The organism is Lentibacillus persicus, from assembly GCF_900112705.1.
In the GTDB taxonomy this organism is placed as follows: domain Bacteria; phylum Bacillota; class Bacilli; order Bacillales; family Amphibacillaceae; genus Lentibacillus; species Lentibacillus persicus.
Window position 1 is genome coordinate 174,945 of record NZ_FOMR01000001.1, and the last position, 14,541, is coordinate 189,485.

The window sequence follows — 14,541 nt, forward strand, 5'->3', positions numbered from 1 at the left end:
AAATCGCGTGAACCCCGGTGGAAATCGCGTGAACCCCGGTGGAAATCGCGTGAACCCCGGTGGAAATCGCGTGAACCCCGGTGGAAATCGCGTGGTCCCTATGAAAAGGAGGTGAATGCCATGCTGAAGCTGGAGAATGTGTCAGGCGGCTATGGCGGCGAGCCGGTTATTCAAGATATCAGTTTTTCAGTTGCTCAGGGAAATTTTTTTGGGATATTGGGACCAAATGGCAGCGGTAAGACGACGCTGTTGAAGATGATCAGCGGTCTGATTCCTAATAGTTCGGGTTCGATCCAACTGAATAATAGAAACATAGACCTTTTTTCCCGGAAGGCATTAGCACAAAAAATGGCTGTTCTTCCCCAGCTCACGGCGCATGCGTTTTCTTATACAGTGAGAGAGACGGTGGCGCTTGGAAGGTATGCACATCACGAAGGTTTTTTTCAGACGTGGACATCTGATGACGAGCGGGTGCTTCAGACGGTGATGGAGCAGACGAATATTACGGGGTTTCAGCACCAGACGATTCAAGAACTCTCGGGCGGCGAGCAACAGCGTGTGTTTTTGGCACAGGCACTCGCACAGGAACCTGATTTGCTGCTGCTTGATGAACCGACCAACCACTTGGATTTAGCTTATCAGAAAGATTTACTGGATCTGTTGAAAAAAGGAACGAAACACGATGGATTAATCGTTGTGTCGATCTTCCACGATCTGAATCTGGCCAGTCTTTACTGTGATCGGCTGCTGCTGCTTGAAAAAGGGAAAGAGCGCGCGATTCATTCACCTGATGGCGTCCTGAAAGAACATTTGATTCAAGACGTTTACAAAACCAATGTGCGAAAATATCCGCACCCGGTAGTTGCTAAACCACAGATGCACCTGCTGCCGGATGCCCTTGAAATGCATAATAAACCAATAAAAATAGATTCATCGATGCTGAGTGTTAAGACGGACCGAATTGCTTTAACCTCACCCATTCCGCTTAGAACGCTGTCTTCGGGTGTATGTGGTGCTGGAATCGGCTGGAACAACCAATTTGTCAATCGTCATGTGCCGGATGATTATTATTGTGCCGATCCTGCCGACGAAATGCAGGCTTATCTTGAAACAAATGGATTTGACGTATCACGCACTGTTGGCATGATGACGGCGGTGGATTTGAAAAACGTTGCCCACAGCCATTCTGAAAACAAAGGTGTATCCCTTTTTACCGTAGTGACTGCGGGGACAGAGAACGCGACAGACAGCGCCCGACCTGTTGCTCAAACGCTTGCGCAAGGGACGATCAATATTTGGTTGTTTGTCAATGGCTGCTTAACTGATCAAGCATTTATCCAAGCAATTATGACGGCCACTGAAGCAAAGGCCCAAGCACTAAAGGAGCTTGACATTCATGACAAGTGGACGGGGACGATCGCAACAGGCACTTCAACCGACAGTATTTTAGTTGCGGCCACACAACAAGGGCGATCGGTACCATATGCCGGAGCCGCAACGGAACTGGGTCAACTGATCGGGCAAAGTGTTTTTACTGAAACGAAAAAAGCCATTATAAATGATCAAGGGAAATAACGATGCTCATCCAACCGGACGGCACGGCTTCGTGCAGACATCAATAAGTTTTAATGGAGGCATTAGCTGAATGGAAACAGAACAATTGATATTCATTTCAGGCGGAGTTCGAAGCGGGAAAAGCAGCTTTGCCGAAACAATGGCAGCTGATTTAAGCAAAAAGCAGGGAACGATTTTGCATTATATCGCATGTGGCGTAGCGTCTGATGAAGAAATGGCTGCCCGGATTACGCGCCACCGTAAAGATCGGGAAAACGCATCAGTTGACTGGTCGACATGGGAATGCCCGGATCATTTACAGCGCATCGCCAATCATTTTTCAAAACACGATATCCTCGTTCTTGATTGTGTCACAACCCTATTAAACAATTATTTATTTGACGGTAATATGTCAGATCCTGAACATGTCATAAATGTCATATTAACCGATTTGATCAGTCTGAGGGAAACATCTGCCACGTTAATTGTCGTATCCAACGAAGTGACGCAAGGGGTTCCCTTTGAGCAGCCCTCCATAAGAAATTATCAATACATACTCGGAAATGCGCATCAACATATCGTTGACCAAGCAGATACCGCTTATTTAGTCGAAAACGGGATGCCGATTTGCAAGAAAGGAGCAGTGCCATGAAAGGGGTTATGATTCAAGGAACAGCTTCCAATGTTGGTAAAAGTCTAATCACAACTGCTCTGTGCCGGTTGTTTTCTGAAAAAGGATATGCCGCTGCACCATTCAAAGCACAGAACATGTCCAACCGTACGATTCAGACGGAAGATGGAAAAGAGATGAGTGTAGCGCAGGCTCAGCAGGCTGAAGCGGCAGGTCTTTCGCCACGTGCATATATGAATCCCGTTGTGTTAAAACCTTCTGCCAATCACCAGACAGAAGTGATTTTTATGGGCGAGGGAATCAACGCAATCGACGGCAATAATTATCAAATGACCTATTACAATGACGCCAAACAAACGATTCAATCAGCTCTGGAACAGTTAGACCGGAAGCATGATCTCATTTTTGCGGAAGGTGCAGGCAGTCCGGTGGAGATGAACCTGAAGGCGCATGATTTGGCCAATATGGCTGTTGCCGAGATGGCGGACGTTCCGGTCGTTCTGGTCACTGACATTGACAGAGGCGGTGCTTTTGCGAGTGTTGCCGGAACATTGGCATTGCTCGCTGAGGAAGAGCGCAATCGGGTGAAGGGGCTCGTCATTAACAAATTTCATGGCGATGTCACTTCGTTTGCCTCAGGCAGCGAGTGGCTAGAGGCCTATACCGGGATCCCCGTTTTGGGCGTAATACCGCATATTGAGCATGACCTTGCTGAAGAGGACGGGTTCAGAACACAGGAGCCGTCGACTGACAGCGCCAGGGAAAAAGAATCAACCTATGACAGACTGGCACGGCATGTGGAGCATTATGTGGACTGTCAAAAGCTGACAGCCATTGTGTTTGGTGAATCACATGTTCACTAGTTTACGCGGCATTTTAACAGGCATGGGCATTAACCTGCAGCTGTTTACCATTATCCCCATTAATAGGGGGCTTCCGATGAACCAATCCAGCTTGTCATATGTATTAAAGACATTTCCGCTGCTCGGATTGCTTCAAGGCGTCATCTATGCATCCGTTTTATTTTTACTGCTGTCCTATACACCATTTTCGCAAGTTTCAATAGCCATGGGTTTATGGCTTGTCTTGATTGTGCTGTCAGGAGGGATTCACCTGGACGGTTTGATTGATACAAGTGATGCGTATTTTTCGTACCGGGAGCCGGAAAAGCGGCTTGAAGTGATGGAAGATCCGCGTGTCGGCGCGTTTGGCGTACTGTCTGTTGTCGTCTTCCTTGCCGGGCGTTTTGTCGTTTTTTATGAATTGGCCACCATGACAAATGATTGGACCTATCTATTGATGGTGACCGTTCCGTTTCTGGGGAAAATGCTGATGGGTGTTTATCTGCAGATGCTTCCGGCAGCCCGGGCCAGCGGTATGGCTCACTTTTTTAAACAAGGTTCAAGCAGAATAAACTGGTTGATTTACAGTTGTTATTTAATTGTCATTGGTTTATTGATCGGCGTTTTAAACATTGAATTGTTGGCGGGCTATTTTATACTGGTCAGCTCTACAGCCGTTGTGGGTTATATCATCACCGGAAAAATCACGAAACATTTCGGTGGCATATCGGGTGATACACTTGGCGCGAGTTCAGAAGGATTGGAATTGGTGTTATGGATTGTCATGTGGCAGTTACACTCCTTTGCTATGGTGTAACAAGGGGAATATGCAGGGGGGGAGCGACCCGCCGATTTGATGCGAAACTTTTTTGAAGTTACAGTGATTGGAAGGAGGGTGGCCGGTGCACTTCATTACGGGCGGTGCCTTCAATGGCAAACGAAAATGGGTGAAAAATCACTACGCTCAGGAACATTGTTTATGGTTGAGTGCCTATGACGGCAATACGCTAAAGAAACAGTGCAATGAAGCGTTGCCGGAAGTTGTGGTGCTGGAAGGCCTGGAAGAATGGGTAAATATTCAAATTGATCCCGCCATTTTGCCCGATAAACAATGCCGGGAGATGATGCAGGAAATCGAACCCTGGCTGGCATGGGAAAAAGCTGACAGCCGACGTAGATTGGTTATCATCGGCACGGATATTTCCAAAGGGATTGTGCCGGCAAATAAGGAAGAGCGGATGTGGCGGGATATGACCGGGTGGCTGTACCAGCGTCTGGCGGCCAAAGCCGAACGGGTTGATCTCATCTGGTATGGCATCGAACAAACAATAAAAAGGGAGAGATTTTAAATGCGACTTTATACAAAATCTGGTGACAAAGGACAAACAAGTGTTATTGGCGGACGATTGGACAAGGACGATATCCGCGTTGAAGCATACGGAACCATCGATGAGGTGAATTCATTTGTCGGAAAGGCGATTGCAGAATTGGATACCGCTATTTTCCCGGATATTGTGGCCGACCTGGAAAAGATCCAGCATGAGTTGTTTGACTGCGGCTCCGAATTATCGAATATTAAAGCAGAACGCGAACATAAATTGTCTGAGGAACCGATCACTTATCTGGAAAATAAAATGGACGAATTGATCGATGAAGCGCCCGAATTGGAACGATTTATATTGCCGGGCGGTTCAGATGCCTCGTCGTCGATTCACATTGCCCGAACGGTTGCACGCAGGGCTGAGCGAATGATTGTGTCACTCATGAAAGCAGAAGATGATATCTCACCTGTTCCATTGAAATATGTGAACCGTCTGTCGGACTACTTTTTCGCAGCTGCACGTGTTATTAATGCCAGGCTGGGAGTACCGGATGTCGAGTATGCCCGCAGTGCAAAAGTTTTCCGCGGATCAAATAAGAAGCGAAGAGATTCATAAAAGGAGCTCGATTTGTGATGAGCAACGTGGTTGTGGTGCCGTTGACGGTTGAGCAAGAACTTGTCATTGCATCGGATAACAGTGGGGCAATTGGTGAAAAGCCAGATGATGCAGTGAGGACATCCAATAGCGTTGTCGGCCGTTTTGCCTGCCGTGTTGCTGCAATGGAATGTTTAGCTGCCGGCGGTGACATTCAAACGGTCGTGATACATAATTTTACGAGTGACGAAGCTTGGCCGGCGTATAAATATGGGGTGGCAGCGGTATTGAACGAACTGGGGTCAGAGCGGATTCCGATGACCGGCAGCAGCGAGAGCAATTTTGCCGGGTTGCAATCCGGATTCGGGCTGACGATCATTGGGACGCGCCCGATCGGGAAAACGAGCCGTCTATCAGGCCGGGAAGCATTTGCGGTTATCGGGAAGCCACTGGTTGGTAAAGAAGTGCTTGAACAGTATGATGACGTTGCACCACTTTGGTTATTTCAGCATCTGTGCCGGCTGGAGTCGGTGAAAGCAGTTCTTCCAGTTGGTTCAAAAGGGATTGCTGAAAAGTGGAGGGGCTGGACACACCGGTCAAATAAGCTGGAATGCGTGCTCAATTTAGAAAAATCCGCCGGTCCGGCCACCTGTTTTTTGATTGCTTTTGATAAAGATGATGAGCCGAACATAAGTAGCATAGCCGGTCGTTATTTCCATAGACTGTTAGCTGTTGAGAGTGAATAGTGAACCTAATGGGGTTATCACGCGAAATTTGATGGGTCCAACCGAAATTGGGGCAGAACGACGCGAAATTCGGCGAAGACCAATCGATATCCAGCGAAGACTACGCGAAATCCGCCCCACACCACGCGAACTAGACTAAAAGCCAGGCGTTTCCACCTCTCTGAACCACACGTCCCATTTTCAGTTTACTGATAGCGTGATATGATATATTAAAGATATTGATTTGTTGTTGGGAGCTGAAATTGTGGCTGTATTAACGAATGACTGGGCGCCGGTTGTGGGGGACGAATTTGAAAAAGACTATTATCAGGAGCTGCGATCATTTTTAAAGCAGGAATACACCCGTACAACCGTTTATCCGGATATGCATGATATTTATAACGCCCTGCACTATACAACTTATGAAAATACGAAAGTGGTCATCCTTGGACAGGACCCGTATCATGGGCCGAATCAGGCGCACGGCTTGAGTTTTTCCGTGCAGCCGCACGTTGCCATTCCGCCGTCATTGAAAAATATTTATAAAGAATTGTATGATGATCTCGGAATTGAAAGTCCAAATCATGGTAACTTGACCGATTGGGCCAAGCAAGGTGTGCTTCTGTTGAACACCGTATTGACGGTACGGGCGGGAAAGCCGGCCTCACACCGAGGTAAAGGATGGGAACATTTTACAAATGAAGTCATCCGGCAAGTAAATGCCAAGCAGGACCCGGTCGTGTTTATGCTTTGGGGCCGGCATGCACAAGCGAAAGAAGCCCTCATTACCGGTGCACATCATCTCATTATAAAATCGCCGCACCCGAGCCCTTTTTCTGCGCATAAAGGGTTCTTTGGCAGCAAACCGTTCTCACGTGCGAATGACTTTTTAAAGCAATCAGGCCGGGAGGAAATTAACTGGAAACTGCGATCCTGATGCCATGTGCCGGAACCAACTATTGGCAGTTTGGAATACAAGCGAAAAGGGAATTGATGGCTGACAATTCATTAATCGAGATACTTTCGTTGACTTGGAAAGGGGATTCGTATGAACACACGGTCTGATATGCGTAAAAATAAACGGAATAAGCATTTTATACTCAATACGCTGATCGGTATTGTCTTTATTCTGATACTTGTCGTCGGCGGCAATATCCTTTTTGGCGGCAGCGATACAGCCGAAGATGAACAAGGCAGCGCACCTAATGAAGGCGGGTCAAATGGCGATGATGAAGACGTCGAAATCACTGAAAATGAAGATGCCGACCAAAATGAATCAGGCAACTCAGGTGAGGGATCAAACTCAGAACAGGAAGAAAATGACAATGAACAAAGTGGCAATAATGATGAAAACAACAGCGATAGCGAAAACGACGGACAAGAAGATAATGATTCACAGCAGGAAGAGCAGGACGAAAACGGCGTTAATTCAGACCAGATAGGCGAACCGATTGGCACGTCCCAGACTGGAGAACATACATCCAGCTATGAAGAAGGGTCTGTCGACTGGAATGAAAAAGTGAAAGCCATTCAAATGGCAACAGGTGTGGGCGAGGGCATGACGCTCTGGCGCCTGGAAAGCGGGGGAGGCCCCCAGCAATCAGTCGGTAAAGTTAGTCCTGAAGGCGTCCAGGATTGGATGTATGTCGTAGACCTCCAGTGGGTCGACCAACAGGGCTGGAAAGTGACAAATGTCGATCGTCAAAACCGATAATAAGTGAAGCGTACTGAATCGCACAGATTTAGTACGCTATTTTTTTGTTTGTGGGGGGACAAGTTGTCAGACACCTTGGCCATAATGCCCCAGCATACAGCGGTTAACATAACTGGACCGACACCTGCAAGTCGCGCCATGAAGCTCTTATTGAGAAGTGAGGCTGCAGATGTTGTTCACGTAATAGAAACCTAACTGGCGAAGTAAGTTTTAAAGGCTGACAACCCTTTTTCAAAAGGTGTAAACGGTAATTCCTTTAATTTCTAAAACTTAAACCATCAGCTTTCATGGAGGCGGTGTAGTTGCTAACACAGTCTTCAGCGCGTATGAGAATTTTGCATGTTTACACAAAGATATTAACGGGGAAATTTTAATGAATGTATACAGGAGCAGGCATGACAACTAGAAACGTTATGCAATTTAAGCTAACACCCGATTTTTAGATTGAAAATAGTAAAAATTGAGATGTTTAATAAACGAAAAACGACAGATGCCGTAAAGGGAAAAACCATATAAGGCGGCCGGTTATTCCTCAAACGGATAGGAGGCAGCTTAATGAACGACAACGACAATCAGGAACCCAAAGACAACGATACACAAGAAGAAGCTGAGAGACAGTTTTTTCTTCCGTCACAGGTAATGCAGACATTCGGTGAAAAAGGGAAAGAGCATCTTAATACAAATATGCCGTCCCTGTTCACTTTGTCTCTGGCGGCCGGCTCATTTATGACATTTGGTGCCGTTTTCTCGGTGCTCCTTTCGCTCGGTGTTGATGCTAAGGGGCTGACCTATCTGCTTGAGGGAGTTGGGTTTGCCACAGGCTATCTTATGGTATTCATATCAGGATCAGCTTTGTTTACCGAGGTGAATGTGCTTTTACCAACCTATTATTTGCAGAAATCTTATTGGAAAAAGCATAAATTTGTAAAGTTTTGGGCTGTAACCTATATAGGCAACATTGCAGGGGCGTTTTTTGTAGCTTTGTTAATAATCAGTTCGAGCTCCATGACCCCTGAATTCTCAAAAGGGCTTGAGACACTTCTTGGCCATAAAATGCAATTTGCTGAGCGTGGCTGGTCAGGCTGGATTCAGGTCGTTCTATCAGGGATAATCGCCAATTGGCTCATTGGTATGGCTGCCTTCTTAACAACCTCGGCCAGGGACATGAGCGGGAAAATTATGGGAACAGCGCTGCCTGTTATCCTTTTTGTGGCAGGTAACTTTCAGCACAGTGCCGCAAATATGGGTTACTTTAGCATGGGCCTCTTCAAAACTGACAACTATGAATGGTACGAATACTTATTCCTTAACCTCGTTCCGGCGAGTATCGGTAACATTATCGGCGGCGCCATCTTTATTTCCCTGCTTTTCAATTATGCATATCGAAAAGAAATTAAAAATTAGAAGGGAAGGCTGAGACAAAAGTTTTAAATTCATAAAAAGACGAACGATTATTAGGAAAGGAAGCGGGATACACCGCCCCGGAAATATGCTTGGGTGCTCGTCGTGTTGCAAGTGTTCTCTGTGAAGCAGTACTCCTCGCCTTGATTATCGTTCGTCTTTCATATTGCTCTTTTCAATTATGTTCCGGTCCCGTCCCAGTTATTATTGTTTGACGGTTTTTTCGACAACGACTTTTGCCGATCCGAGATTAACTTGATTTGCGATGGTATCCCCGACAGGGCAATGGGCTTCAATGAAATCTTTGTATGCTTGTAATTTATCTTCCGGAGCGTCGGTTTCAATATAGAATACATAGCGAATATCGGAAAAACCGGGCCGGACATCTGATTTGCCCAGAAAGCCGTCCAAATCGATATCACCCTCCAATTCAACCCGGAAGTTTTGCAGCTCAATCTCAAATTTCTCAGCATACGTTCGAGCGACGATTGACTGACATGCTCCTAATGAGGAAAGCAGCAGCTCGACGGGATTCATGCCTTTATCAGTTCCCCCTAAATTTTCGGGTTCATCCACGATGACTTTATGCCCCCGTGATTCTGTTTCCACTAATAGATTGTCTTTCAAAACCGCCTTCGCACTTACTGTTGTATTTGCCAATGTGAAATCTCTCCTTTTTATGTAATGAAATAAAAACCCTTCACGTTCAGTTCGCGGGGTCAGTCCCCCTCTCTCTTGATAAGAAGCGGTCTTAATCACTACTAATTTGATCGGAATTGTTATATATACTAACACACCCTTGAGCAGAAGGCAAGGGTATCTGAAATTTATCCTTTCAAATCGCGCTTTTGATACCCGATAATACCGGTAACCATGGCTGCAATGGCAATGCCCGTTATCCAGCTGATCGGCGTCACATCCATTTCGGCAGCGGGCAGCTGCGGGATATGTTCAAAGACTGAAAGATTGTTAAGCCAGTTGGGAAGATCAAGCAGGCTTCCTATATAGACGGTTACGAAGCCATAGAATACAAACGCCCAGACAAACGGCGTTAACGTTGGAAGCAACCCAATCAACAACACACCAATCCCTGTGATCAGCCATATTGCCGGCAAGTAGACAAATGCAGCGGAAAAGATGGTTTGCAATGTCAACGGATCCGCCATGACACCTAAACTTGCAGCCCATAGACCTAAAGCAACGAGCGCCTGCATGATGTAACTAACTGCAATGGCCAGGATAAGATAACTGCTTAGCAGGTGCGTGCGTGAGATAGCACGGCTGTATATATTTTCGGTCCGGTGTTTCGTTTCTTCGCCTTTAACGTGCATCACGGCCATAATGGACGGCACCGTACTGATCAACGCCATAATCGCCATCAAAAGCGAAATAAATTGATCGGTCAAGTTCCCGCCCGGGGTGTCTTTAAGCATTGATTCAATAAACGCGACATCCGAAAAATAATTTTCCAAATCACCGAGGATGAATCCAAACGCTGCACTCAGCGAAAAAAGACTGATTCCCCAGATCAACAGATTTGTTTGCTGCAGCCGTAAAATCAGGCCAAATGGTTTCAACAGGAAGGGTGAGGCGTGTACGCGTCCGTTTTTTGCCGGAATAAAACCAGCGTTAAGGTCACGGATGGATTGTAACCAGAACGCGACTGCGATTAACCCAATGGTAAGTAAAAGAAACAAATAAACCGGCCACCAGTGATTGTTAACAAAAACGTTCGTTCTTACAGTCCAACCGAGTGGTGAAATAAGCGAAAGCACATCACTTTTCACGTCGCCAAACGCCCGCAGTAAATAGGCTATAATCAGTGTTCCAAATGCGAGGATGCTTGTGCCGCGTGAAGTTTCGGCCACCTGGGCGAAAACGGCTGTAAATCCGGCGAACACCAGACCTGTTCCCGCTAAAATTGATCCGTATAAAAATGAACTTTCGGCATCCAAGCTGTCAATCCCGAGAGACATCAATCCAGCTCCTGTTATGACAGCTAACATAACGTTTAACGACACGATAATAATGCCGGAAGCACATATGTAAGCGAGACGGCCTGCCGGAAGCGACCGAATCATTTCAGTCCGGCCATCTTCTTCGTCCCCGCGAGTCATCCGTGTTACGAGTAAAATGTTCATAATAGCTGCTGTGATGGCGGTAAAGAGAAGCATCTCGTTCGCGAACAGTGCACCGATTGCGCTGTATGCATCCTTCTCATAACCCGGCCCGACCATTGCAATCATCGCAGGATTTTTCATTGTTATGGCAAAAGCCTGTTTCGCCTGCGAGTCCGGGTACATTGATGGATAAGCCGAAGCAGCAGCGAGTGTCACACCGACAAGACCAGTAAGCCAGACGAAAAATTTAAACCGTTGCTGACGCAACATTAACCTTATTAACAGCCACGTTCCGTTAAACATTCGTTATCCCCCCCTAAAAAATCAACCCCTTACTATAATTATAAGCGCATATGTTATAAGAGACCAGATTGCTATGGGGTCAGACCCCTCCTTATATTACTTTTTTTGAATTTAAAAAATATTTGACAAGCTGTGATAATAATTTTATAATTTAGATAATTTAGTAGATGTCGACAATCGACAAAGGAAAAAGGCGCTTTCATGTTGTATCGGGTCGAATAATTCGTCAAGTATGACTCTTTTTCCAGCCGTGAAAGCGTTTAAACTTAGAATTATGGAGGTGATTATTCAGTCCCGCCCTCGCTTTATCGTGCAATAGGCACTATGCAATTTGAATTAAATAAAAGGAAGGGGTTTAATTAATGTTAAAAAAAGGACTGTTTTATTTTTTAATCGGTTTGGCCCTGTTAGTGGTAGCTGCATGTTCCGGTGGCGATTCAGAATCAGGTGACGCCGCAGAATCTTCCGGAGATACGAATGATAGCGGTGAAACAATATCGATTCAAGCTGCTCACGTTGTCTCAACAGAAACGACCCAACACGAAGCGTTTTTGGAATTTAAGGACCTTGTTGAAGAAAGATCTGATGGAAGAATCGAAGTCGAGATCTATCCTGATGGCCAACTGGGTGGCGAGAGAGAAATGATTGAAAGCACGCAGGCTGGAAATATTCAAATGTCTTCCCCTTCAGTTGGAGTTCTTGCAAACTTCTCGTCTGCACTGGAAGTATTTGACTTTCCATTCATTTTCAAAGATACCGAGACCGCACATGAAGTGCTTGATGGCGAGTTTGGTCAAGAATTATTAACAGGGTTAGAGGAAAATGGATTTGTCGGGCTAAGCTATGGTGAACTTGGCTGGCGACACTTATCAAATAACCAAGGTGAAGTGGTTACGCCCGAGGATGCTGAAGGCGTGAAACTCCGCACAATGGAAGTCCCTATGCATATCGCCTATTGGGAAAGTGTAGGGTTAAATCCAACCCCTTTAGCCTTTACTGAAGTGTTTAATGGGCTGCAGCAAGGCGTAGTAGATGGCGTTGAAAATACGCTCGGGCTTATCTATACAGGGAAATTCCACGAGGTCAGTAAGTATATTACAATGACAGAGCATATTTACGATCCCGAAGTGTATATCATGAACCAGGATTTCTTTAATGGCCTGTCTGAGGAAGATCAGGAAATTATCCAGTCATCGATTGATGATACAGTTACACATTTAAGAGAATTAAACAGTGAACGTAAAGATGAGCTAATAACAATGCTTGAAGACGAAGGAGCTGAATTCAGGGAGTTATCTGAAGAAGAAAAACAAGTGTGGGTTGATTCTGCCATCCCTTTTTATGAAGAATATGCGGACGAAGTTGATAAAGAAAAGCTAATCAAATTACTTGAAGCTGCAGGGAATGAGACATACTTGGATGCAATAGAATAACAGTTAACACCCAGCACTAAGTTCCAACTTAGTCTGGGTGTGATTTAATGACATGTGTATAAGGGAGTGATTCTCATGAAGATTTATAAACATTTAGACGAACATATTGAAACGTATCTATCATCTATATTATTAGTTTTCTTTTCGATCTTATGTATTGTACAAGTCGTCATGCGTTATATCTTTAACGAATCACTTACATGGTCGGAAGAATTGTCCAGATATGCTTTTGTTTGGTTTGTTTATACAAGCGCGTCCTACGCGGTTAAATACCAACGGCATGTAAAATTTAATTTTCTGGTTAATCTGCTTAAAAAGTTATCACCGATTTACAGTCAATTCCTCAAACTAATTGCTTTACTATTATGGATTGGGTTTCTGATATTTTTGGACGTCTATAGTATCAATTTGGTTATTGATCAGTATCATACCAAGCAAGTATCACCAGCTAATCAGATTCCAATGTTTATTGTCTATTTGGGCGTGCCATTAGGGGCATTTCTAATGACCTTTCGAGTTGTCCAACATATTGTATATGAGGTAAAAGAATTAAAAGCGTATTTTCTTAAAGAAAGTCATTAGTTTATAGGGGGTGAGAAGAATTGGCTACTTTAATCTTATTTGGAAGTTTTATCGTTTTAATGATTTTGAGCGTTCCTATCGCGTTTGCCTTAGGTATTTCCTCAGTATTAACATTGTTTATAACAGAGAAAATGCCGCTTAACTTCATTGCACAAGGTATGTTTACGACAGTAGATTCTTATGCGCTAATGGCTATACCATTATTTGTCTTTGCCGGCATGATTATGGAATATGGGGGATTATCCAGACGACTTATCGATGTAGCTAAATCATTTGTCGGCCACTATACAGGTGGGCTTGCAGGTGTTGCGATTGTGGCGTGTACAATTTTCGCAGCATTAAGTGGTTCTGGTCCTGCAACGGTTGCAGCGATCGGAGGAATTATGGTGCCTGCCATGGTAAAGGAAGGTTATGATAAAGGGTTTAGTTCAGGGGTTGTTGCATCCTCCGGCACACTCGGTATTATCATTCCACCGAGTATTCCATTAATTATTTATGGAATTGTGACAAGTACATCGATTGGCGATTTATTTATTGCTGGCGTCATCCCGGGACTATTTATAGCAGCGGTATTGTGGGGCGTTAGTTATATTTTTTCGAAAAAGCGAAACTATGTTGGGTCGGAAACGAAACCGTCGTGGAAAGAACGATTTAAATACATAAATGAGGCAAAATGGACTCTTTTAATGCCTGTCGTTGTGCTTGGCGGGATTTATGGCGGAATATTCACACCTACAGAAGCGGCCGGCGTTGCGGTTGGTTATAGTGCGATTCTCGGCATCCTTATATATAAGGAAGTTAAATGGAAAGATTCGATTGAACTATTTAAGAGAACCGCATTAATATCTGGTATTATATTGATTATTATTGCTACTGCTTCAACGTATGGTCGTATTCTTACCGTAGAACGAATTCCTGTTATGATTGCAGATTTCTTAACATCACTTCCAGTTGGTTCATGGGTAATTATTGCGCTGATTGTTCTTTTACTAATATTTATTGGAATGTTTATGGAAACAGTAGCAGGGATTATTTTACTCGCACCAATTTTACTGCCTGTCGTAACTGAACTGGGAATGGAGCCGGTGCATTTTGGAATTGTCATGATTTTGGCAGCTGAAATTGGGTTCTTAACACCTCCTGTTGGCGATAACCTAAACGTTGCAAGCGCCATAAGCGGACTGTCCCTGGAACAAGTGGCCAAATCGACGCTTCCATTTACAATCACATTGATTATCCTTTTATTTATCATGACATTTTTCGAACCACTCATTATGTTCCTGCCCGATCTAATTGGCACTACAGGAGGAGGATAAATAA

At 44.8% G+C, this 14,541-nt stretch carries 15 protein-coding genes; 13 read left to right on the forward strand and 2 right to left on the reverse strand.

The annotated features are described in order from the left end of the window. The first annotated feature begins 120 nt into the window (after window positions 1-120). The 10 genes from BMZ22_RS00945 to BMZ22_RS00990 all read left to right on the forward strand — a co-directional run bounded on the left by BMZ22_RS00945 (window position 121) and on the right by BMZ22_RS00990 (window position 8,786). Window positions 121-1,575 (forward strand): adenosylcobinamide amidohydrolase, encoded by a 1,455-nt coding sequence (locus BMZ22_RS00945; RefSeq protein ID WP_090080096.1) that lies wholly within the window; start codon window positions 121-123, stop codon window positions 1,573-1,575. A 70-nt stretch (window positions 1,576-1,645) separates the two neighbouring features. Further along, a complete protein-coding gene (locus BMZ22_RS00950; RefSeq protein ID WP_090080097.1) occupies window positions 1,646-2,206 on the forward strand; it encodes a bifunctional adenosylcobinamide kinase/adenosylcobinamide-phosphate guanylyltransferase in 561 nt (186 codons plus the stop codon). Then, the gene (locus BMZ22_RS00955) at window positions 2,203-3,048 is read left to right on the forward strand and encodes a cobyric acid synthase (RefSeq protein ID WP_090080100.1); all 846 of its coding nucleotides are present in this window, start codon (window positions 2,203-2,205) and stop codon (window positions 3,046-3,048) included. Before BMZ22_RS00950 ends, BMZ22_RS00955 begins: the two co-directional genes overlap by 4 nt. Then, window positions 3,038-3,844, forward strand: a complete 807-nt coding sequence (cobS, locus tag BMZ22_RS00960; protein WP_090080102.1) for an adenosylcobinamide-GDP ribazoletransferase — start codon at window positions 3,038-3,040, stop codon at window positions 3,842-3,844. The genes BMZ22_RS00955 and cobS overlap by 11 nt, the downstream gene beginning before the upstream one ends. Window positions 3,845-3,929: 85 nt before the next feature. Then, window positions 3,930-4,376, forward strand: a complete 447-nt coding sequence (locus BMZ22_RS00965) for a bifunctional adenosylcobinamide kinase/adenosylcobinamide-phosphate guanylyltransferase (RefSeq protein WP_090080105.1) — start codon at window positions 3,930-3,932, stop codon at window positions 4,374-4,376. After that, window positions 4,377-4,964 carry a cob(I)yrinic acid a,c-diamide adenosyltransferase gene (locus BMZ22_RS00970; RefSeq protein WP_090080107.1) on the forward strand — a complete coding sequence of 196 codons (588 nt, stop codon included), beginning with the start codon at window positions 4,377-4,379 and terminating at the stop codon, window positions 4,962-4,964. A 17-nt stretch (window positions 4,965-4,981) separates the two neighbouring features. After that, complete coding sequence (locus tag BMZ22_RS00975; RefSeq protein ID WP_090080110.1) at window positions 4,982-5,689, forward strand: hypothetical protein; 708 nt, start codon at window positions 4,982-4,984, stop codon at window positions 5,687-5,689. 244 nt (window positions 5,690-5,933) lie between these two features. After that, window positions 5,934-6,605: a uracil-DNA glycosylase gene (locus BMZ22_RS00980; RefSeq protein ID WP_090080112.1), complete on the forward strand. Its 672-nt coding sequence runs from the start codon at window positions 5,934-5,936 to the stop codon at window positions 6,603-6,605. Window positions 6,606-6,716: 111 nt separating this feature from the next. Next, on the forward strand, window positions 6,717-7,382 hold the full coding sequence (locus BMZ22_RS00985; RefSeq protein ID WP_090080114.1) for a YrrS family protein: 666 nt from the start codon (window positions 6,717-6,719) through the stop codon (window positions 7,380-7,382). A 555-nt stretch (window positions 7,383-7,937) separates the two neighbouring features. Further along, window positions 7,938-8,786: a formate/nitrite transporter family protein gene (locus tag BMZ22_RS00990; RefSeq protein WP_090080116.1), complete on the forward strand. Its 849-nt coding sequence runs from the start codon at window positions 7,938-7,940 to the stop codon at window positions 8,784-8,786. Between the two features lie 201 nt (window positions 8,787-8,987). On the opposite strand, the gene BMZ22_RS00995 is transcribed toward BMZ22_RS00990, so the two are convergent. Next, complete coding sequence (locus BMZ22_RS00995; RefSeq protein WP_090080118.1) at window positions 8,988-9,443, reverse strand: OsmC family protein; 456 nt, start codon at window positions 9,441-9,443, stop codon at window positions 8,988-8,990. A gap of 167 nt (window positions 9,444-9,610) precedes the next feature. Further along, window positions 9,611-11,206 carry an ABC transporter permease gene (locus BMZ22_RS01000; RefSeq protein ID WP_090080120.1) on the reverse strand — a complete coding sequence of 532 codons (1,596 nt, stop codon included), beginning with the start codon at window positions 11,204-11,206 and terminating at the stop codon, window positions 9,611-9,613. Between the two features lie 362 nt (window positions 11,207-11,568). Between BMZ22_RS01000 and BMZ22_RS01005 the strand changes: the two genes are divergently transcribed. From BMZ22_RS01005 to BMZ22_RS01015, 3 genes are all read left to right on the forward strand, one after another. Beyond that, window positions 11,569-12,639 carry a TRAP transporter substrate-binding protein gene (locus BMZ22_RS01005; protein WP_090080123.1) on the forward strand — a complete coding sequence of 357 codons (1,071 nt, stop codon included), beginning with the start codon at window positions 11,569-11,571 and terminating at the stop codon, window positions 12,637-12,639. Between the two features lie 75 nt (window positions 12,640-12,714). Continuing rightward, on the forward strand, window positions 12,715-13,221 hold the full coding sequence (locus BMZ22_RS01010; RefSeq protein WP_090080125.1) for a TRAP transporter small permease: 507 nt from the start codon (window positions 12,715-12,717) through the stop codon (window positions 13,219-13,221). A 20-nt stretch (window positions 13,222-13,241) separates the two neighbouring features. Beyond that, on the forward strand, window positions 13,242-14,537 hold the full coding sequence (locus BMZ22_RS01015; protein WP_090080127.1) for a TRAP transporter large permease: 1,296 nt from the start codon (window positions 13,242-13,244) through the stop codon (window positions 14,535-14,537). The last annotated feature ends 4 nt before the right edge of the window (window positions 14,538-14,541 follow it).